The organism is Synechococcus sp. CCY 9618 (genome assembly GCF_019038415.1).
Taxonomy (GTDB): Bacteria; Cyanobacteriota; Cyanobacteriia; order PCC-6307; family Cyanobiaceae; genus Cyanobium.
The window spans coordinates 177,469-197,494 of record NZ_JAFKRG010000034.1 but is presented as its reverse complement, the minus strand read 5'-3'; the positions used below and the strand labels follow the sequence as shown (position 1 = coordinate 197,494).

19 protein-coding genes are annotated in these 20,026 nt (G+C 69.8%); 14 read left to right on the top strand and 5 right to left on the bottom strand.

Features of this window, described 5'->3' with window-relative positions; translation table 11 throughout:
- A complete protein-coding gene (locus KUG41_RS08445) occupies positions 1 to 678 on the bottom strand; it encodes a helicase DnaB (protein ID WP_371734086.1) in 678 nt (225 codons plus the stop codon).
- A gap of 395 nt (positions 679 to 1,073) precedes the next feature.
- Between KUG41_RS08445 and KUG41_RS08440 the strand changes: the two genes are divergently transcribed.
- From KUG41_RS08440 to fghA, 3 genes are all read left to right on the top strand, one after another.
- Positions 1,074 to 2,675, top strand: a complete 1,602-nt coding sequence (locus KUG41_RS08440) for a glucose-6-phosphate isomerase (RefSeq protein WP_216903050.1) — start codon at positions 1,074 to 1,076, stop codon at positions 2,673 to 2,675.
- Between the two features lie 89 nt (positions 2,676 to 2,764).
- Entirely contained in the window at positions 2,765 to 3,877 is a 1,113-nt protein-coding gene (locus KUG41_RS08435; protein WP_216903048.1) for an S-(hydroxymethyl)glutathione dehydrogenase/class III alcohol dehydrogenase, read from the top strand.
- A gap of 14 nt (positions 3,878 to 3,891) precedes the next feature.
- Positions 3,892 to 4,734: an S-formylglutathione hydrolase gene (gene fghA / locus KUG41_RS08430; protein WP_216903046.1), complete on the top strand. Its 843-nt coding sequence runs from the start codon at positions 3,892 to 3,894 to the stop codon at positions 4,732 to 4,734.
- A gap of 18 nt (positions 4,735 to 4,752) precedes the next feature.
- Here fghA and leuS read toward each other — a convergent pair whose 3' ends face one another.
- Together leuS and KUG41_RS08420 are read right to left on the bottom strand one after the other, a co-directional pair.
- A complete protein-coding gene (gene leuS / locus KUG41_RS08425; protein ID WP_216903044.1) occupies positions 4,753 to 7,407 on the bottom strand; it encodes a leucine--tRNA ligase in 2,655 nt (884 codons plus the stop codon).
- 45 nt (positions 7,408 to 7,452) lie between these two features.
- Positions 7,453 to 7,692, bottom strand: a complete 240-nt coding sequence (locus tag KUG41_RS08420; RefSeq protein WP_216903042.1) for a hypothetical protein — start codon at positions 7,690 to 7,692, stop codon at positions 7,453 to 7,455.
- Between the two features lie 35 nt (positions 7,693 to 7,727).
- Here KUG41_RS08420 and dapF point away from each other — a divergent pair, with 35 nt between their 5' ends.
- The 5 genes from dapF to KUG41_RS08395 all read left to right on the top strand — a co-directional run bounded on the left by dapF (position 7,728) and on the right by KUG41_RS08395 (position 12,727).
- A complete protein-coding gene (gene dapF / locus KUG41_RS08415) occupies positions 7,728 to 8,867 on the top strand; it encodes a diaminopimelate epimerase (protein WP_216903040.1) in 1,140 nt (379 codons plus the stop codon).
- Entirely contained in the window at positions 8,848 to 10,068 is a 1,221-nt protein-coding gene (locus tag KUG41_RS08410; RefSeq protein ID WP_216903038.1) for a cysteine desulfurase family protein, read from the top strand. The genes dapF and KUG41_RS08410 overlap by 20 nt, the downstream gene beginning before the upstream one ends.
- 25 nt (positions 10,069 to 10,093) lie before the next feature.
- A complete protein-coding gene (locus tag KUG41_RS08405) occupies positions 10,094 to 10,783 on the top strand; it encodes a DUF1995 family protein (protein ID WP_216903036.1) in 690 nt (229 codons plus the stop codon).
- A gap of 83 nt (positions 10,784 to 10,866) precedes the next feature.
- A complete protein-coding gene (locus KUG41_RS08400; RefSeq protein WP_216903034.1) occupies positions 10,867 to 11,391 on the top strand; it encodes a DUF4330 domain-containing protein in 525 nt (174 codons plus the stop codon).
- 1 nt (position 11,392) lies between these two features.
- Complete coding sequence (locus KUG41_RS08395) at positions 11,393 to 12,727, top strand: D-alanyl-D-alanine carboxypeptidase/D-alanyl-D-alanine-endopeptidase (protein ID WP_216903032.1); 1,335 nt, start codon at positions 11,393 to 11,395, stop codon at positions 12,725 to 12,727.
- A 30-nt stretch (positions 12,728 to 12,757) separates the two neighbouring features.
- Here the strand turns inward: KUG41_RS08395 and KUG41_RS08390 are convergent, their stop codons facing one another.
- Together KUG41_RS08390 and coaD are read right to left on the bottom strand one after the other, a co-directional pair.
- Positions 12,758 to 13,705: a hypothetical protein gene (locus tag KUG41_RS08390; RefSeq protein ID WP_216903030.1), complete on the bottom strand. Its 948-nt coding sequence runs from the start codon at positions 13,703 to 13,705 to the stop codon at positions 12,758 to 12,760.
- Positions 13,698 to 14,201 carry a pantetheine-phosphate adenylyltransferase gene (gene coaD, locus KUG41_RS08385; protein ID WP_216903028.1) on the bottom strand — a complete coding sequence of 168 codons (504 nt, stop codon included), beginning with the start codon at positions 14,199 to 14,201 and terminating at the stop codon, positions 13,698 to 13,700. The genes KUG41_RS08390 and coaD overlap by 8 nt, the downstream gene beginning before the upstream one ends.
- A 67-nt stretch (positions 14,202 to 14,268) precedes the next feature.
- Between coaD and KUG41_RS08380 the strand changes: the two genes are divergently transcribed.
- From KUG41_RS08380 to KUG41_RS08355, 6 genes are all read left to right on the top strand, one after another.
- A complete protein-coding gene (locus KUG41_RS08380; protein WP_216903026.1) occupies positions 14,269 to 14,760 on the top strand; it encodes a flavin reductase family protein in 492 nt (163 codons plus the stop codon).
- 9 nt (positions 14,761 to 14,769) lie between these two features.
- Positions 14,770 to 16,815 carry an excinuclease ABC subunit UvrC gene (gene uvrC, locus KUG41_RS08375; protein WP_254216981.1) on the top strand — a complete coding sequence of 682 codons (2,046 nt, stop codon included), beginning with the start codon at positions 14,770 to 14,772 and terminating at the stop codon, positions 16,813 to 16,815.
- Entirely contained in the window at positions 16,812 to 17,123 is a 312-nt protein-coding gene (locus KUG41_RS08370; RefSeq protein WP_254216980.1) for a hypothetical protein, read from the top strand. The genes uvrC and KUG41_RS08370 overlap by 4 nt, the downstream gene beginning before the upstream one ends.
- Positions 17,124 to 17,135: 12 nt before the next feature.
- A complete protein-coding gene (locus KUG41_RS08365; protein WP_216903024.1) occupies positions 17,136 to 18,677 on the top strand; it encodes a cryptochrome/photolyase family protein in 1,542 nt (513 codons plus the stop codon).
- A 68-nt stretch (positions 18,678 to 18,745) separates the two neighbouring features.
- A complete protein-coding gene (hemJ, locus tag KUG41_RS08360; RefSeq protein WP_254216978.1) occupies positions 18,746 to 19,363 on the top strand; it encodes a protoporphyrinogen oxidase HemJ in 618 nt (205 codons plus the stop codon).
- Positions 19,350 to 20,015 carry a PHP domain-containing protein gene (locus KUG41_RS08355; RefSeq protein WP_216903022.1) on the top strand — a complete coding sequence of 222 codons (666 nt, stop codon included), beginning with the start codon at positions 19,350 to 19,352 and terminating at the stop codon, positions 20,013 to 20,015. The genes hemJ and KUG41_RS08355 overlap by 14 nt, the downstream gene beginning before the upstream one ends.
- The last annotated feature ends 11 nt before the right edge of the window (positions 20,016 to 20,026 follow it).

Here is a 20,026-nt window from a genome sequence, read left to right as displayed (position 1 = left end):
TCAGATCAGCGGGCTGGTGATCGGCTTGCGGCTTCCGTAGAGGAGGGCGTGCAGCTCGGGGTCCTGCATGTAGCGCAGGACCCGGCCCGGATAGTCGAGCTTGCCGTTGTGCAGATAGGCAAGGGTGGCCATGGCCTTGGCATCGGCGGGCGAGCGGCTCGCCATCAGCTGGACCTTGCCGGAAAGGCCCAGGGCCTGCTTGAGGCGCACGAACTTGCCGACCAGCAGCCTGACGTTGTGGTCAGGGTCGAGGAGCTCAAGCCGGGCCTCGTCGATCTGCTCCGGGGTGGCATCGGCCGGGAGGAGCCCCTGCTTCACCAGTTCCCCCAGACTCAGCTGGGCAGGGCCATGGGTGCTGAACAGGCCACTGCGGGCGGCGATGGGCAGATCCTCGCCCGGCTTGGCGTGTTGCAGTTCGTCGAACAGGATCGCTGTCACCAGCATCGGATTGATGTGGTGCCGACGGCTTTCGCTGAGGATCACCGGTCGGAGCTCCTCCAGCCGTCCCAGGGTGTGGGTGCGCAGGGGCTGGAGCTGGTCGATGCCCTCGGTGAACAGCTGGGCCAGTCGGGGCTGGGGCCCGTGCACCCCGAAGCGGCGGTTCAGTTCCCGCAGTTCCTCGGCCGTGAAATCGACCGGGTCGGGCCGGGAGCCCTCGCTGGTGAAGGGAAGGGGCACCCCTGCCGGACCGGGGCCGGTGTCCGCCTCGGTGGCGAGCAGGAAGGGGGAGCGGCCCGGAGCCTCGGCCTGGCGGAGGAGCGGCGCGAGGCTGAGCCCCGCGGCGGCGACCAGCAGGGAGAGCCTCAGACCGCCCGGGAGGGGGGGGCGACGCAGGGGGCCGGCCGGCCATGACAGCCGCCGTCCTGGCCGGCGAGGCCGTGTGGATCGGAAGCGGAACGGCAAGCAGTACCTGTCTGACCTCCCAATTGTAAGGAACATTTCCATTTTTTCTTTTTTCTGGCGCACTCGCCGCGCTGGCCCCCTGTGGGGGAAAGCGCGCATCCGCCGTTCTGCTTGCCGAACGTGGAGGCGCATGGATACGGTTCGGGCACCGTCCCGGCGCCCCAGGAGCCATGTCCCCGCTTCCGCCGTTGAACGGCCACGATTCCGCCGCCCTCTGGGAGCGCTTCCGCCAGCTTCTCTGGCATGACAACGACCTCGGTGTCTGGCTGGATGTGAGCCGCATGGCCCTGACCGGCGAGGACCTGGAGGCTTTCGAAGCGCCCTTCGCCCGGGCCTTCGCCGCCATGGCCGCCCTGGAGGCTGGCGCCATCGCCAACGCCGATGAGGACCGCCAGGTGGGGCACTACTGGTTACGGGCCCCGGAACTGGCCCCCGATCCGGAGGTGGCCGCCGCCATCGCCGCCGAGGTCGACCGGCTTGAGGCCTTCGGCCGTGAGGTGCTGGCGGGCACGGTCAGCGCCCCCGGTGGCCGCCCCTTCACCGACGTGCTCTGGATCGGCATCGGCGGGTCGGGCCTGGGCCCTTTGCTGATGCTGCGGGCCCTGCAGCGTCAGGGGGTGGGCCTGCCCTTTCACTTTTTCGACAACGTCGACCCCGACGGCATGGCCCGCACCCTGGCCGGCCTGGAGCAGAGGCTGGCCACCACCCTGGTGATCGTGGTGAGCAAGTCGGGGGGCACCCCCGAACCCCATCTGGGCATGGTTCAGGCCCGTGCCCGCGTGCAGGCCGCCGGCGGCCAGTGGAGCGACCAGGCCGTGGCCGTGACCATGGCCGGCAGCAAGCTGGATCAGGAGGCTGAGGCGGGAGGCTGGCTGCGCCGCTTCGACATGTTCGACTGGGTGGGCGGCCGAACCAGCATCACCAGCGCCGTCGGCCTGCTGCCCGCCGCCCTGATCGATGCCGATCTGCGGGGGTTTCTGGAGGGTGCGGCCGCCATGGACCGGCTCACCCGGGTGGCTGAGCTGCGCAGCAATCCTGCCGCCCTGCTGGCCGCCTCCTGGCACGTGGCCGGCGATGGCCGGGGACGACGCGACATGGTGGTGCTCCCCTACCGGGACCGGCTGGAGGTGTTCAGCCGCTACCTGCAGCAGCTGGTGATGGAGTCCCTGGGCAAGCGGCTCGACCGGGACGGCCAGGTGGTGCACCAGGGCCTCGCCGTCTACGGCAACAAGGGCTCCACCGACCAGCACGCCTATGTGCAGCAGCTGCGGGACGGGCTCGACAATTTCTTCGTCACCTTCATCGAGGTGCTCGAGGATCCCGAAGCGATCCCCACCATCGCTGGCGAATCTCCCGCCGATTTCCTGGAGGGCTTCCTGCAGGGCACCCGCGCCGCCCTCACCGAACAGGACCGCCAGAACCTCACCATCACCCTGCGCCGCTTCGATGCCCGGGCCCTCGGGGCCCTGGTCGCCCTGTTCGAGCGGGCGGTGGGGCTCTACGGCGAACTGGTCAACGTCAACGCCTACCACCAACCGGGGGTGGAGGCCGGCAAGAAGGCCGCCGCCGGCATTCTCTCCCTGCAGAGCCGGGTCGAGATCCTGCTGGCCGACGGCCGGACCCGCAGCCTGGCGGCGATCGCCGCCGAGCTGGAGCTGGAGGCGGTGGAGCCGGTGTTCTGGCTGCTCCGGCACCTCTGCGCCAATGCCCGCGGCTACCGGGCCGAAGGGGACTGGGGAACCCCCGACGGCCTCAGCTTCCGCCACGGCTGATCCCCGCCAGCTGATCCCCGCCAGCTGATCCGTCCCAGCTGATCTGTCGCTACCGATCATCCAGCCCTGATAAGTTGCCGGTCTTTGCCATGGTCCTCTCCCGCGCCGCGGTGGCCTGGGCCGCCGGCCAGCCCCTGGAGGTCACCGAGATCGAGGTGGAGGGCCCCGGGGCCGGGGAGGTGCTGCTGAGGGTGGTGGCCACGGGGGTGTGCCATACGGACGCCTTCACCCTTTCCGGCGCCGACCCCGAGGGAATTTTTCCTGCGGTGCTCGGCCATGAAGGCGGCGCGGTGGTGGAGGAGGTGGGGCCGGGGGTGACCTCGGTGGCCGTGGGGGACCACGTGATCCCCCTGTACACGCCGGAATGCCGGGCCTGCAGCTTCTGCCTCTCCGGCAAGACCAACCTCTGCCAGGCGATCCGGGGCACCCAGGGCAGGGGCCTGATGCCGGATGGCAGCAGCCGCTTCTCCAGGAACGGGGAGCGGATCTTCCATTACATGGGCACCTCCACCTTCTCCGAGTACACGGTGGTGCCGGAGATCGCCGTGGCGAAGATCGCACCGGAGGCTCCCCTGGAGAAGGTGTGCCTGCTGGGCTGCGGCGTCACCACCGGCATCGGTGCCGTGCTCAACACCGCCAAGGTGGAGCCCGGTTCCACTGTGGCCGTCTTCGGTCTGGGCGGCATCGGCCTGGCGGTGATCATCGGCGCGGTGATGGCCGGGGCGGAGCGGATCATCGGCATCGACACCAACCCGGCCAAGTTCGCCATCGCCGGCCAGCTCGGTGCCACCGAATGCATCGATCCCTGTGCCTTCGAGGCCCCCATCCAGGAGGTGGTGATCGATCGCACCGACGGTGGTGTCGACTATTCCTTCGAGTGCATCGGCAACGTCAACGTGATGCGGGCGGCCCTGGAGTGCTGCCACAAGGGCTGGGGTGAATCCACGATCATCGGCGTGGCAGGGGCCGGCCAGGAGATCGCCACCCGGCCGTTCCAGCTGGTGACCGGGAGGGTCTGGCGCGGGTCAGCCTTCGGCGGTGTGCGGGGGCGCAGCGAGCTGCCCGGCTATGTGGAGCGCTTTCAGCAGGGGGAGATCCCCCTCGACACCTTCATCACCCACACCATGGGCCTCGAGGACATCAACCTGGCCTTTGATCTGATGCATGAAGGCAAGAGCATCCGTTCGGTGATCCACTTCTGAGCGGCGCCTTCCCCATGCTCGAACTGCTCAGTGAGAACCGCAGTTTCGGCGGCGTTCACCGCCGCTACCGCCACCGATCCGCTGCGTTGAACGGTGAAGCCACCCTGGCGGTGTTCCTGCCGCCCCAGGCCCTCGCCGGCGACCGGGTGCCCGCCCTCCACTGGCTGTCGGGCCTCACCTGCACTGACGAGAACTTCATGCAGAAGGCCGGCGCCCACCGGCTGGCGGCGCAGCTGGGCCTGGCCCTGGTGGCCCCGGACACGAGTCCCCGGGGGGCGGAGGTGCCCACAGACCCCGCCGGTGGCTGGGACCTGGGCCAGGGGGCCGGCTTCTACGTGGACGCCAGCGAAGCCCCCTGGAACCGCCACTACCGCATGCACTCCTACGTGGTGGAGGAACTGCCGGCCCTGCTGGAGGCGGAGCTGCCCCTGAGTGGGGTGAGGGGCATCAGCGGCCATTCCATGGGCGGCCACGGGGCCCTGGTGGCCGCCCTGCGCCATCCCGGTCGCTACCGCTCCGTCTCGGCCTTCGCCCCCATCTGCCATCCGTCGGCCTGCCCCTGGGGCCGCAAGGCCTTCGGCGCCTACCTGGGGACCGACCCCCGGGCCTGGGCCGCCTGGGACGCCACCCTGCTGCTGGCCCAGGCGGAGGAGCGGCTGCCCCTGCTGGTGGACCAGGGCAGCGCCGATCCCTTTCTCGAGACCCAGCTTCGGCCGGCCGATCTGGCGGCGGCGGCCGAGGCCGCGGGCCATCCCCTGGAGCTGCGCCACCGGGAGGGCTACGACCACAGCTACTTCTTCATCGCCAGTTTCATCGACGACCATCTGCGCCACCACGCCGCCGCCCTTCTGGCCTGAGCAACGGCCCGGTTGACCTCAGGGCACCAGATTGACGAGCTTTCCGGGCACCACGATCACCCGCCGGGGGGGCTGACCCTCCAGCCAGCGCTGGGCCACCTCGCTCTCCAGCGCCAGCCGCTCCAGGGTGGCCGCATCGGCGTCCGCGGGCACCTCCAGGCTGCCGCGCATCTTGCCCTTCACCTGGATCACCAGGGGAATGGTGTCTCTCGCCAGGGCGGCCGGATCGGCCACGGGCCAGTGCTGGCGATGCACGCTCGCCCCGGCGACGAAGGCCGACCCTTCGACGGCGCTCAGCTTCTGCCACAACTCCTCCGCCAGGTGAGGGGCGAAGGGGGCCAGCAGGATCAGCAGGGTGCCCAGGGCCTCGCGGGCCACCGGCTCACCAGCCGTCTCCAGGTGGGTGCCCAGGGCATTGCTGAGCTTCATCAGCTCCGACACGGCGGTGTTGAGCTGCAGGTCCCCCTCCAGGTCCTCGCTGATGGCGGCGATGGCCGTGTGCACGGCCCGGCGCAGGTCCCGCTCCCCGTCGCTGAGGGAGGCCGGATCGATGCCGTCCGGCGGTGATGCCTGGCCCGGCACCAGCCGCAGGCCCCGGCCATGGGCCCCCTCCACCAGCCGCCAGAGGCGCTGCAGGAAGCGGTACTGGCCCTCCACATCGGCGTCATCCCACTCCAGATCCTTCTCGGGGGGAGCTTTGAAGAGGATGAACATGCGCGCCGTGTCGGCGCCGTAGCGGTCGATCACCAGGGCCGGATCGACACCGTTGTGCTTCGACTTGGACATCTTTTCGTAGAACACCTCCAGCACCTCACCTGTGATCGGATCGCGGGGGTCGCTGGGGTCGGCCACCTCGGCCGGAGCCACGTACAGGCCGGTGGCCGGGTTGCGGTAGGTGACGCCCTGCACCATGCCCTGGGTGAGCAGGCGGGCGAAGGGTTCGGAGAAGCCCAGCAGGCCCCGATCCCGCAGCACCTTGGTGAAGAAGCGGGAATAGAGCAGGTGCAGGATGGCGTGCTCGATGCCGCCCACGTACTGGTCCACGGGCAGCCAGCGGTCCACGGCCGCCCGCTCGAAGGGCAGCCGGTCGTTGTGGGGGTCGCTGTAGCGCAGGAAATACCAGGACGAGCACATGAAGGTGTCCATGGTGTCGGTCTCCCGCTGGGCGGGGGCGCCGCAGCAGGGACAGGCCACGTTCACCCAGCTCTCCAGCCGGGCCAGGGGCGTGCCCCCCTTGCCACTCAGGGGCACATCCCGGGGCAGCTCCACCGGCAGCTGGGCGTCGGGCACGGGCACCACCCCGCAGCTCTCGCAGTGGATCACCGGGATCGGGCAGCCCCAGTAGCGCTGGCGGGAGATCAGCCAGTCGCGCAGGCGGTACTGCACCCGGCCCATCCCCCAGCCCTCGGCCTCGGCCGTGGCGATGATCCGGGCTTTGGCCTCGGCGCTGGCGAGCCCATCAAAGCGGCCGGAATGGATCAGCACGCCCGGCTCGGTCCAGGCCTGGCCCGCGTAGGCGTGGGGATCCGCCCCCTCCGGGACCACCACCTGGCGCACCGGCAGTTCGTACTGGCGGGCGAACAGGAAATCCCGCTGGTCGTGGGCCGGCACCCCCATCACCGCGCCGGTGCCGTACTCGGCCAGGACGTAATCGGCGATCCAGACAGGAATGGACTCGCCATTGGCCGGATTGCGCACCGTTGCACCGATCGGCACCCCCCGTTTGGGCCGGTCCTCGGCAGTGCGCTCCTGTTCGCTCTGACGGCTGACCAGGTCGCAGAAGGCGATCACTGACAGGCGGCAGTCGTCGCTGGTGAGCTCGGCCACCAGAGGATGCTCAGGGGCCAGCACCACGTAGGTGGCTCCGAAGATCGTGTCCGGCCGGGTGGTGAAGACCGTGATGGCGCTGGCGGGGGCCTCCGGCGAGGCTGGGGGGTCGCCGCCGGTCTCGACCGGGAAGGTCAGCTCGGCCCCCAGGGAGCGGCCGATCCAGTTGGCCTGCATCGTGCGCACCCGCTCCGGCCAGCCCTGGAGCGAGGGGAGATCGTCGAGCAGGGCATCGGCGTAGGCGGTGATCTTCAGGAACCACTGGCGCAGACGGCGCTTCTCCACCTGGGCACCGGAGCGCCAGGACCGTCCCTCCGCATCCACCTGTTCATTGGCCAGCACGGTCTGGTCGATCGGGTCCCAGTTGACCGTGGCCTCCTTGCGATAGGCCAGGCCCGCATCGAGGAACTGGAGAAACAGCCACTGGGTCCAGCGGTAGTAATCGCTGTGGCAGGTGGCCAGCTCCCGATCCCAGTCGATCGAGAGGCCTAGGCGCCGGAGCTGTTCCCGCATCTGGGCGATGTTGCGGTCGGTCCATTCGCCGGGGTCCACACCCCGCTCGATGGCGGCGTTCTCCGCCGGCAGTCCGAAGGCGTCCCAGCCCATGGGATGGAGCACCTGAAGCCCCTTCAGCCGGGCCGCCCGGGCGATCACATCGGTGATCACGTAGTTGCGCACATGCCCCATGTGGAGGCTCCCCGAGGGATAGGGGAACATCGACAGGGCGTAAAAGGTGTCCGCTTCCGGGGCGGAAACCGGCGGAGTGGCGTGAAGTCCCAGCTGGTCCCACTGCTGCTGCCAGCGCTCCTCGATCGCGTCGGGCCGATAGCGGGAGGGTTCTGTCACAGGCCGTCCGGGGAGGGTGTGATCGTGCCACAGCCCATGGGCCGTTCAGCTCAGGGCCCGGAGCGAGGCGATCGCGTCGCGATTGATCAGCAGCAGGGGGGCGCCGGGCTCGGTGCTGATCGCCAGAAAGTGATTGTCCTGCCAGCGAATCATCCCATCGATGTCCTGACCGCTCAGCAGAACGATGTTCACAGGGGTCCGGATCCGGATCAGTTCCTGGACGTGGCGGACGCTGGGGAGGGTCGTGTCGAGCCTTGGCCCCCGTCGTTCAAAGAAACTCTGCATAGGATCGACCCCTGACTTCAAGGCTGTACAGAACGGTGCTCCAAGGACTCCAATTCAGCAAATACCAGGGTTTGGGGAATGACTTCTTGGTTCTGGACGCACGCAGCTTAGAGGTTGGTGAGGAAGTCCCCGGGCTGGGGCCAGAGGCCGTGCAGAGGCTCTGTGACAGACGATTCGGCGTCGGGGGGGATGGGGTGATCCTGGCCCTGCCCCCCAAAGAAGGTGGAGAACTGCGCATGCGGATCTTCAACGCTGACGGTAGCGAGCCCGAAATGTGTGGCAACGGCATTCGCTGCCTGGCCCGCTTCCTTGCCGACAGCGACGGCGATGTTTGCCCCCGCAGCTGGCAGATCGAAACCCTCGCCGGTCGCATCGTGCCGTCCCTGGCCGACGACGGCCGCATCCGGGTCGACATGGGCCCCCCGTTCCTGGCAGCGGAAGCGGTTCCCACCACCCTGGTGGTGGGCGAGCAGGGTCTGCCGGTCGGGGAACTGACCGTCGGCGGCCAGCGCCTGGCGGTGGCCGCCGCCGGCATGGGCAACCCCCACGCCGTCGTGCCCGTGGCTGACGTGGCCGCGGTCGATCTCGACGGTCTCGGCAGCGCTCTGGAGGTTCACGAGGCTTTTCCGGCCCGCACGAACGTGCATTTCGTCCAGGTTCTCGCCCCTGACCATCTGGTGATGCGGGTCTGGGAGCGGGGCGCCGGGCCCACCCTGGCCTGCGGCACCGGCGCCTGCGCCACTCTGGTGGCCTGCCATCTGCTGGGACTGGCGGATCGTCGCGCCCGGCTGGATCTGCCCGGGGGGCCTCTCGAGATCGAATGGGATCCATCCACCGACCACGTCTTCATGACCGGACCGGCTGAGGCGGTCTTCGACGGCGTGGTGGCCCCTTCCCTCTTCCCCCAGAGCTCGGAGCAGGGACCCGAACCGGCCGCTCCAGCGGCCCCTGGCCCCGCCGAGACCGCTGCGGAGGGCTTGCCCGCCATCGACTGCGCGACGGTCTGTGTCGGCGGTTGCATCCGGCCGGAAGCCTGCGCCAGTGCGGAGGCCCGGGCCCGGGTCACCGCCCTGCTGGAGGGCCGCTCCCTCGACGACCTGCTGGCCATGGCCAGCGCGTCCCTGGAATCCCGCAGCCGCGGCCGCCTGTCGCGAGATGAACCCGGCCCCCTCTGAGCCACGGACCCCGGCCCGTCCCGAGCGGGAGATCTACCTCGATGCCTGCGCCACCAGTCCCCCGGCGGCACCGGTGCTGGCGGCCATGGCCCAGGCCGACGCTGACGCCTGGGCCAATCCCTCCAGCCTGCATCGCTCCGGTCAGGCGGCGTCCGAACGGCTGGAGCGCAGCCGCCAGACCCTGGCCCACCTCCTCGGCTGCGACCCTGAGGAGCTGGTGATGGTCTCCGGTGGCAGTGAGGCGATCCACACGGCCCTGATCGGCAGCGCAGCGGCGCTGGAACCCGGCCGGCTGGTGCTCTCGGCCGTGGAGCATCCCGCCAGCTACGCCGCCGCGGCCCAGCTGGTGCGCCGGGGCTGGCAGCTGGAGCTGCTGCCGGTGGATCGGGTCGGCCGGGTGGATCTGGACGCTCTCCAGGCCCTGCTGGCGCCGCCGACGCGGCTGGTGTCGGTTCTGTGGGGCCAGAGCGAGGTGGGCACGATCCAGCCGATCGCCACGATCGGCCGCCTGTGTCGGGAGGCCGGGGTGCTCCTGCACGTCGACGCGGTGCAGGTGGTGGGCCACCTCCCCATCGATTTCACCCGCCTGCCTGTGGATCTGCTCAGCTGTGCGGCCCACAAGCTGCAGGGGCCCCGCGGCGTGGGAGCCCTGCTGGTGCGCCGCGGCCTGCGCCTTGAGCCCCTGATCGGCGGGGTTCAGGAGGGGGGGCGTCGTGGCGGCACCGAACCGGTGGCACTGGCGGCCGGTTTCGCGGCGGCCCTGGAGCTGGCCGCCCAACGACTCGATGTAAATGAAGGCCATGATCCGCTGGCGTCACTGCGTGATGGCCTGCTCAAGGATCTGCTGCAGCTTGAGGGCGTGCAGCTCAGTGGGCCGGATCCGAAGGACCCCGGCGGTCGTCTGCCCCATCACATCAGCCTGCTGGTCGCCACGCCGGAGGGCCGGTGCCTCAACGGTCGGCAGCTGGTGCGGGAACTGGCCCGCTCGGGCTATGCCATCAGCAGCGGCTCAGCCTGCACCAGCGGCGGCGGGGCGGCGGCCGCTGCCAGTGCCGTTCTGCTGGCCATGGGGTACTCCGCCGAGGAGGCAGCCAGCGGTCTGCGGATCAGCCTCGGCCCCTGGCTCAGCGGCGCCGAATTGGCAGGGGTGGTTCCGGCCCTGGATCAGGCCCGCCGCAGGCTGATGGAAGCGCCTCGGTAGGGTCCGACCAGCGTCCCCTTCCACCATGCTGCCTGCCGATCTGCGCACGGCCGAAGCCGAAGCCCTGCAGTCGCTCCAGGCAGCCCTGGCAACCGGCTCCAGCGGTCGCTGGACCGTGGAGTTCCGATTCGAGGGACTCAGGCTCCTGCCGGTGGTGCTGCGACTGCTCGAGGGACTGCAGGGGGAACGGGACGATGTCCGTCTGCTGTTCCCGGATGCGGGTGCCATGGCCCTGGCCCGCCGTGACGCCCCCGCCCTGGCCCCATCCATCGCCAGCTTCGGCGACCAGCGCCGTCTGCAGCAGGAAGGGCCCTCCCAGGGGGTGCTGGTGCTGGTGGGGGCCAGCCAGGCGGAGTACGAGCTGGTGGAGCAGGTCTGCGGCGGCCACGGGGGCAGCGTGGTGCTGGTCAATCCATCTCTGGAGGATGCGGCGGTGGGGATCGGCAGCGTGGCCCGCCAGCGCCGTCGCGGCTTCCTGGCCGGCTGGCTGGCCGCCTATGCCCTGCTGCCCCAGGCCGACAGTGCCCTGCGCTGTGCCTTCCCCGACGACTGGGAGCTGTACCGGCGCGATGACGACGGCTACCGGCTGGCGGCACGTTTCGAGCAGAAGCCCGACGCCGAACAGCGGGACCTGGCGCTCAGCGGCAGGGAGGAGGCTGGTCTGGGAGGCAATCTGCGGGCCCTCGGGCAGATGCTCGAGGACCTGCAGAACTGATCGGAGGATCCGGTGGAGAGGGATCCGCCCTGGCTGGTGCTTCCCGGAAAGGCTGCGTACACTTCGCTGACTTTCCTGACCCCATGCCCAGCGAGTCGCCCCGATCCCGTTCCTGGAGCCCCATCGACCTCGGCGCCGCCGCCGCGGCCCTGCTGGCGATCGGGGGGGTGGTCTGGAGCCCCCGGCTGAGCGGAGCAGTGGCCCAGGCCACCGGGGCCCTTGAGCCCGTCACCGTGATGGTCGATGTGCGCGGCGCCCCTTCCGCCGACCCTTCCGCCCTGCTGCAGCAGGCGCGTCAGGAGGGCAAGGTGGCGATCGTGATCCGCAACCAGCCCCACGGCAGCGTGGCGCTGAAACAGATCATTCCCCTCGAGCGGATCATCTCCACCCTCACCCCCGACGGGACGGTGGTGAGTGCCCCCGATCCCAACCAGAAGACCTTCAGCACCTTCGATGGTCGCTTTGTGCTGGAAGGGCAGGGGCGTCGCACCGGTGGCGGGGTGGTGTTCGGCAACCAGACGATCAAGATCGGCGCCCCGGTCGAGCTGGAAGGCACCAACTACCGCTTCAACGGCACGGTCACGGATCTGAAGCTCGGCACCTCCTGACATGACTGTTCCCCCATGCCCGCAGCGGTGCCACCGCTTCGCCCTGGCGAGCCTGCTGCTGGTCGCCGGCGGCAGCGGCGTCCTGGAAACGGCGGGATGGGCCCGGAGCAGCCCTGCCCTGGCCTCCCCCCGGCCGGGGCGGTCGCTGCCGGTGGCCTCCCTGCCGGTGGCTCCGCCTCCGATCGGCATGCCGCGGCTGGCCAGCGAGGTCAGCTGCCCGGCCCTGCAGCGCCAGGTCGCCCAGGTGCTGGGAGGGGAGCAGGCCCGCTGGAGCGTGAGCGTGGGCGACGGCAGCGGGCGCCTTCTGGCCGACATCAACGGACGGCTGCCCAGGGTTCCAGCCTCCAACCAGAAACTCGTCAGCACCGCCTTCGCCCTCGACCGGCTGGGGCCCGACTACCGACTCAGCACCCAGCTGTGGCGCCTCCAGGACGGCACCCTGCGGCTCACCGGCCAGGGCGACCCGGACCTGGCCCTGCCCCAGCTGCAGCGCTTCGCCCGTCTGGCCCTGGCCACCGGCGCCGGCTCTGCCGCCCCCCAGAGCCCCGTGCGCCTGGAACTGGCGGAGGAGTCCTCCCAGAACTGGTGGCCCCGCGGCTGGAACGTGGCGGATCGCGCCTACGCCTACGGCGCCCCCATCACCCGCCTGGCCGTCACCAGCAACGCGATCGACGATGCGGTCAGCAATCCCCCCTCCAGGCTCCAGACCCTGCTGCGCCGCAGCATCGCCCAGAACGGCGGTCAGCAGGTTCAGCTGACCCTGGTCTCTGCCCGCCAGCCCCTGCCCGGCGACGCGGTGCTGGTCCACGAGGAGCCCTCCACCTCGATGCATGGGCTGCTCAGCCTGGCCAACACCGAAAGCCACAACTTCACCGCCGAAGTGCTCCTGCGCCAGGCGGCGGGCAGCTGGGATGTGGTGGAGGCCAGCCGCCAGGAGTTCCTCTGGCTCAGCGACCAGGGACTGCCGCTCGAAGGGGTCAGAATCGCCGACGGCAGCGGCCTGGATCGGTCGAATCGGCTCACCAGCCGCTTCCTGGTGGCCCTGCTGCTGCGCATGGACCACCATCCCTATTCCCGGGATTACGTCAGTTCCCTGGCCATCGCCGGGCGACGCGGCACCCTGCGCAATCTCTACAAGGGCACCAGCCTCGATGGCCAGTTCTTCGCCAAGACCGGCACGCTCACCGGGGTGCGGTCGATCAGCGGTGTGCTGCAGACGGTGGATGGCCCCCGCTACGTCAGCGCCCTTTCCGTCGGTGCCGGTACACCCAACACCACCATCGGCAAGCTGCTGCGCCAGGTCCAGGATGTGAGCCTCTGCCCCCCGACCTCCTGAACCTGATCGTCCCCGTTCCCCGGGAAGGGGTCAGCTGGCCAGCCCGCGGCCGGCGGCACGGCGGAGTTTGTCCGCGGCGCGCCGGGCGCGATTGACCGTGGCGTTATCGAGCGGGATGGGCGCCTCCACGGGGCGGTGGGCAGGGGCGGCGTCCTGCCCCTGCATCCGCACCAGTTCCCGGCGGCCACCCAGCACCACCTGGCTGAGCTCCTTGAGCCGCACCTCCAGTTCGCCCAGCACCTGTTCGGCGTAACGGTTGGCGCCCTCCTGGATGGTGGCTGACTCCTGGCGGGTGCGGCTGATCAGGGCGTCGCACTGCTGCTGGGTCTGCTGGCGGAACTGGAGGGCGTCGGCATGCAGCCGCTCCGCCTCGGCCTGGCTGTCCCGCTGGATGCGCAGGCCTTCCTGGCGGATCCCCTCCAGTTCCTGAAGGGCCTGGGCCCGACTGCGCTCGTGCTGCTCCAGCAGCTGGCGGTTCCGTTCCGCCGCTTCCTGCTCCAGCTGCTGGCGACGGTTCTGGGCTTCCTGCTCCAGCTGCTGCCGGCGGCCGGCGAACTGCTGCTCGAACTGGGCCATCCGGGCCTGGTGTTCCTGTTCGGTGTGGGCGACCTGCTGACGGGCCTGCAGCACCATCTGCTCGCACTGCTGACGGGCCTGCTCCCGCTGTTCCGTCACCTGGCGCTCGGCCTCCTGGCGGATGGCGGCGGCATTGATCAGCTGCTCCCGCTCCCGGCGGGCCTGGGTGACGATCTCCTCGGCCTGCAGCCTGGCCTTCTCGATGAAGCCCTCCCGCTGACGGATCAGATCCTCGGCCTGGGAGATCTGGCCGGGCAGGGCCTCCCGCAGGGCGTCCATCATCTCGATGGCGTCCTGCTCATTCACGAGCCGACCACCGCTGAAGGGGATCCTGCTGCCGTCGAGAACGATGTCCTCCAGCTGGTCCAGCTGGTCGAGAACGGTGATGCGGACTTCAGCCATATCGAGATTCGGAAGCTGCTTTTCGATTAAAGAGCCTCTCCAGGTCGATCGCCACTCCCTCCGGCACCATGTGACTCACGTCACCGCCGAAGCGGGCCACCTCCTTCACCACCGAGCTGCTGAGAAAGCTGTGGTGGGCTGCGGTGGCCATGAACAGGGTCTCGACCCTGGGCGCCAGCGTCTGGTTGGTGTGAGCGATCTGCAGCTCGAACTCGAAGTCGCTCATGGCCCGCAGCCCCCGCAGGATCACCTGGGCGCCGCAGGTCTGGGCGTAGTTGACGGTGAGCCCGTCGAAGTGCCCCACCTCGACGCCGGAGATGCCCGTGGTGGCCAGGTGAATCTGTTCCAGCCGCTGCTCCAGGCTGAAGCTCGGCTGCTTGGAGGGATTCATCAGCACCGCCACCAGCACACCGTCAAAGAGGCGCGCCGCCCGCTCGATCAGGTCGAGGTGGCCCAGGGTGAGGGGATCGAAACTGCCGGGATAGAGGGCTCGCATGCGGCCAGCCTATGGAGGTGGCCCGGCCAGGTTCCTAAAGTCGGTCCATCCCTGCCGCACGATCCCCATGACCGACGTTGTTCTGGACGCGGCCGCCAAGAAGACCCTGCTGCGCAAGATTCCCCATGGGGTCTTCATCTGCGGTGTGGCCGAAGGAGAGGAGGTGAACGGGTTCACCGCCAGCTGGGTGACCCAGGGTTCCTTCGAGCCGCCCCTGGTGGTGATGGCGGTGCGGGCCGATTCCACCAGCAACGGCATGATCCAGCGCACCGGGCGCTTCTGCCTCAACGTGCTGCGTGCCGACCAGAAGGACCTGGCCGCCGTGTTCTTCAAACCCCAGAAGGGGGTCGGCGGGCGTTTCGAGGCCGCCCCGTTCCAGCTGGGCGCCCTGGGCCTGCCGGTGCTTGAGGATGCCCTGGGGGCTTTGGAATGCGAGCTGGTGGGCCAGGTGGCCCACGGCGATCACACCGTGTTCGTGGGTGAGGTGAAGGCGGCCACCCTGCATCGCGATGCGTCCGCCCTGGAACTGTCCGCCACCGGCTGGCAGTACGGCGGTTGAGGATCCGCCATGGCTGAGCCGGTTGCGACTCCAGTCGGCACTCCGGGCGGCACTCCGGGCGGCGATGTCGTCGGGCCGCTGCTTCTCCAGCGTGAGCGTCTGTCGGCCCGGTTGCGGGAGCTGCCGGCGGAGCCGGGCTGTTACCTGATGCGGGATGCGAGCGACCGCATCCTCTACATCGGCAAGTCGAAGAGCCTGCGGGCCCGGGTGCGCAGTTACTTCCGCGATTCCCACGACATCAGTCCGCGCATCGCCCTGATGGTGCGCCAGGTCTGCGAGATCGAGTTCATCGTCACCGACAGCGAGGCGGAGGCGCTGGCGCTCGAGTCGAACCTGATCAAGAACCACCAGCCCCACTTCAACGTCCTGCTCAAGGACGACAAGAAGTACCCCTACCTCTGCATCACCTGGAGCGAGGCTTACCCGCGCATCTTCATCACCCGCCGGCGCCGGCTGCGCAGCCCGCTGGACCGCTTCTACGGCCCCTACGTGGATGTGGGCCTGCTGCGCCGCACCCTGGCGATCGTGAAACGGGTCTTTCCCCTGCGCCAGCGCCCGCAGCCCCTCTACCGCGACCGCACCTGCCTCAACTACGACATCGGCCGCTGCCCGGGGGTCTGCCAGGAGAAGATCGGCTCCGAGGCGTACCACCGCATCCTGCGCAAGGTGGCGATGGTGTTCCAGGGCCGCAACGACGAACTGCTGACCCTGCTGCGGGAGCAGATGCAGCGTTACGCCGAACGGCTGGATTTCGAGGCCGCCGCCCGGGTGCGGGACCAGCTCCAGGGTCTGGATCTGCTCACCGCCGACCAGAAGATGAGCCTGGGGGACAGTTCCGTGAGCCGCGACGTGATCGCCCTGGCGGCGGATGAGCGGGTGGCGGCGGTGCAGATTTTCCAGATGCGCGCCGGCAAGCTGGTGGGCCGGCTGGGCTACACCGCCGACGCGGCCATCGCCACCCCGGGCGAGGTGTTGCAGCGGGTGATCGAAGAGCACTACAGCCAGGTGGAGCCGGTGGAGATTCCGCCGGAGCTGCTGCTGCAGCATGCCCTGCCGGCCCAGGAACTGATCGGCGACTGGCTGGCGGAGCGGCGGGGCCGGCGGGTGAAGCTGGCGGTGCCGCAGCGACAACAGAAGGCCGATCTGATCGAGCTGGTGGAGCGCAATGCCGGCTTTGAGCTGGCCCGGGCCCAGCGGGGTGCCGAACAGCAGCTGCTGGCCACCGAGGACCTGGCCCAGCTGCTGGACCTGACGGTGCCACCACGCCGGATCGAGGGCTACGACATCAGCCACATCCAGGGCAGCGATGCCGTCGCCTCCCAGGTGGTGTTCATCGACGGCCTGCCGGCCAAGCAGCACTACCGCAAATACCGCATCCGCAGCAGCAGCATCCGGGCGGGCCATTCCGACGACTTCATGGCCATGGCGGAGATCATGCGGCGTCGCTTCCGGCGCTGGTCCCAGGCCAAAGCCGAGGGGGCCGACCTCGCCGCCCTGCGTCGCGCCGGCGCCTCGGCCCTGCACACCGACGGCCTCAATGACTGGCCCGATGTGGTGATGATCGACGGCGGCAAGGGCCAGCTGTCGGCGGTGATGGAGGCCCTGCGGGAGCTGGATCTGCACGAGGAGCTGGTGGTCTGCTCCCTGGCCAAGCAGCGGGAGGAGGTGTTCCTGCCGGGGGCCAGTCAGCCCCTCGACAGCGAGGCCGACCAGCTGGGGGTGGTGCTGCTGCGGCGGCTGCGGGACGAGGCCCACCGGTTCGCCGTCAGCTTCCATCGCCAGCAGCGGGGCGAGCGAATGAAGCGCTCCCGGCTCAGCGACATACCCGGCCTGGGTCCGCGGCGGGTCAAGGAGCTGCTGGCCCACTTCCGCTCCATCGACGCCATCCAGCTGGCCGGTCCGGAGCAGATCGCCGCTGTGCCAGGCCTGGGGCCGGCCCTGGCACGGCAGGTGTGGGAGCACTTCCATCCCGCCGAGGACGGTGGTGATGAGTCCCCCTCGCCGCCGGCCGATGCCCCGGACCGCCACGACCAGCCCCTGGAGCTGGCCGGATGAGGGGCCTGTCGCGGATGTGGGCCGGACTGGTGCCGCTGCTGCTTCTGCTGCTCCTGGCCGGCCGCTTCGCTCCGCCGGCCATGGCGGCTCCCGGACTGTGCGTCGGGCCGGTCTGCGGTGACGAGGTCACCCGCAGCGCCAACCACCACTGGCAGCTGAGGCTGCGGGTCAGCGATCAGGATCGCCATCATGAACGGATCGTGGTGGATTGCCGGGATGGGGTCATCAGCCCGCAGCAGGGACCGGTGGAGCGGGGCTACGCCGCTGCCGTGGCCCGCAGGCTCTGCCGGCTGGCGGGTGAGGCCTGAGCCCCGGGCCCGATGACCACCGGGATATGGGTGCTGGGGGACCAGCTGCAGGCGGGCCAGGCCGCCCTGGCAAGCGCCAACCCGGCCGGGACCCGGGTGCTCCTGATCGAGAGCACCACCCTGCCGGGGCGTCTGGCGGTGCACCCCCAGAAGCTGGTGCTGGTGTGGAGCGCCATGCGCCACTTCGCCGTTGAACAGCGGCAGGCCGGCTGGACGGTGGATCTCCTGGAAACAGACGATTTTGGCGAAACGTTGCTGGCCTGGATCGGCCGCGAAGGGATCCGGGAGCTGCGGGTCATGGAGCCCGCGGACCGGCCCTTCCGCCGCATGATCGAGGCCCTCGCACTACCGGTTCCCCTGGTCTGGGTGGCTTCGAACGCCTTCCTCTGGAGCCGCGACGCCTTCGCCGCCTGGGCCACCGGCCGGCGCCAGCTGCGGATGGAGACCTTCTATCGGGAAGGGCGGCGGCGCTTCGGCGTGCTGATGGAGGCCGGCGGCGACCAGCCCCTCGGCGAGCGCTGGAACTACGACCAGGAGAACCGTCGCTCGCCCCCCCGGGGGCTGGTGGGGCCGGAACCCCTGTGGTTCGAGCCGGACGCCATCACCCGGGAAGTGATCGCCAAGGTGGGGGCCCTCGACGAGCGTCGGCGGGCCGATGGGAGTTGCCCCCTTCCCGGCGATCTGGAGCCTTTTCGCTGGGGGGTGACCCGGGCCCAGGCCCTGGCGGTGCTGGAGCACTTCATCGCCACCCGGCTGGCGGGGTTCGGCCCCTACCAGGACGCGATGGTGGGCGGCCAGCCAACGCTCTGGCATGCCCTGCTGAGTCCCTATCTGAACCTGGGGCTGCTCCAGCCCCTGGAGGTGATCCAACGCCTGGAGGAGGAGGGCCTGGCGAGGGGGGTGCCCCTGGCCAGCCTCGAGGGGGTGATCCGCCAGATCCTCGGCTGGCGGGAATACACCCATGGCCTTTACCACTGGTTCGGGGAGGACTACGCCGCCTCCAACCATTTCGGCCACCAGGCCCCCCTGCCTCCGTTCTTCGAGCGGCTGGGGGGCAGCGGCATGGCCTGCATGGACACCGCTCTGGCGGCGATCCGGGAACTGGGCTATGCCCACCACATCCAGCGGCTGATGCTGCTCGCCAACTACGGACTGATCGCGGGGCTGGAGCCGGCGGCCCTCACCGACTGGTTCCGGCGCGTCTTCATCGATGGCTTCGACTGGGTGATGCAGACCAACGTGCTCGGCATGGGGCTGTTCGCCGACGGGGGCAGGCTGGCCAGCAAGCCCTATGCGGCCAGCGGCAGCTACATCAACCGCATGGGCACCCATTGCAAGGGTTGCCGCTACGACCCGAAACAGCGCACCGGCCCGGTGGCCTGTCCCTTCAACGCCCTCTACTGGGACTTCCTCGAGCGTCACCGGCAGGAGCTGGCCGCCAACCCGCGCATGGCCCTGGTGATGAAGCAGCTGGAGAAGTTCGCCGAGGCCGACCTGGCGGCGATCCGGACCACGGCGGCGCAGCACCGGAGCACGATGGCGGGTGGCGTCTAACTTGACGGTCCGCCGCCCCGCCCGCGTTCCCTGGCCAGCGCCAGGCTCTCCGCCATGACCTCCCAGCCATGACCTCCCCGCTGCTCCTGGCCCTGAGCTGGCCGCCTGAGGCCTATCTCTGGTTCAAGACCCTGCACATCGTCGGCGTGGTCGTGTGGTTCGCCGGCCTCTTCTATCTGGTGCGGCTGTTCATCTACCACGTCGAAGCGGCCGAACTGGAGCCCCCCCTGAAGGGGGCCTTCGAGGCCCAGTACGGGCTGATGGAGCGGCGGCTGGCCAACATCATCACCACCCCCGGGATGGTGGTGGCGGTGGCGATGGCCGTGGGCCTGCTGCTGGTGGAACCTCTCTGGCTGAAGCAGGGCTGGATGCACGCCAAGCTGGCCGTGGTGGTGGCCCTGCTGGCCTACCACGCCTTCTGCTATCGGCTGATGGGCCAGCTGCAGCGCGGCGAATGCCGCTGGAGCGGCCGTCAGCTGCGGGCCCTCAACGAACTGCCCACTCTGCTGCTGGTGCTGGTGGTGATGCTGGTGGTGTTCAAGGGCCAGTTCCCCACCGGCGCCGCCACCTGGTTCCTGGTGGCCCTGGTGGTGTTCATGGCCGCTTCGATCCAGTTCTATGCCCGCTGGCGGAGGCTTCGAAGCGAACGGATGGCCCAGCAGGAGAGCAGTCGTGCTGCGGCCTGAAGCCCTCGCCCATCCGCTCACGCCGGTGCTGCGCCGGGTACGGGCCGACAGCTGCCCGGAGCGCTTCAACTTCCACTGCCACACCATCTGCAGCGACGGCAGCCTCCAGCCCGGGGATCTGGCCGCCGAGGCCCTCGCCATCGGCCTGGAGCACCTGGCGGTCACCGATCACCATGCCCTGGCGGCCCATGGGGCCATCGAGGCCGCCTTCGACGAACGCCGCCGGCGGGGGGAGCCGGCTCCCACCCTGTGGCGAGGCGTGGAGATCAGCTGCCTGCTGGAGGGCTGCCTGGTGCACGTGCTCGGCCTGGGCTTCGCCGAGAGCCACCCCACCCTCGATCCCTACCTGCAGGGCAGCTCCGTGGTGGGGCCGGCCCTGCGGGCCCCGGCGGTGGTGAAGGCGATCCGGGCCGCGGGGGGACTGGCGCTGCTGGCTCACCCCGCCCGCTACCGGCTGCCCCACCAGCTTCTGATCGCGGCAGCGGCGGATCTGGGCTTCGACGGGGCGGAGGTCTGGTACGACTACGGCATGCAGCCCCGCTGGCAGCCGACGCCGCTGGTCTGTGAAGCGATCGCCGCCGACCTCGAGCGACGTGGCCTTTTGATGAGTTGCGGTACGGATACCCATGGTCTGGTGCTCCGCGGCCGCTAGGGTTTGCTGAC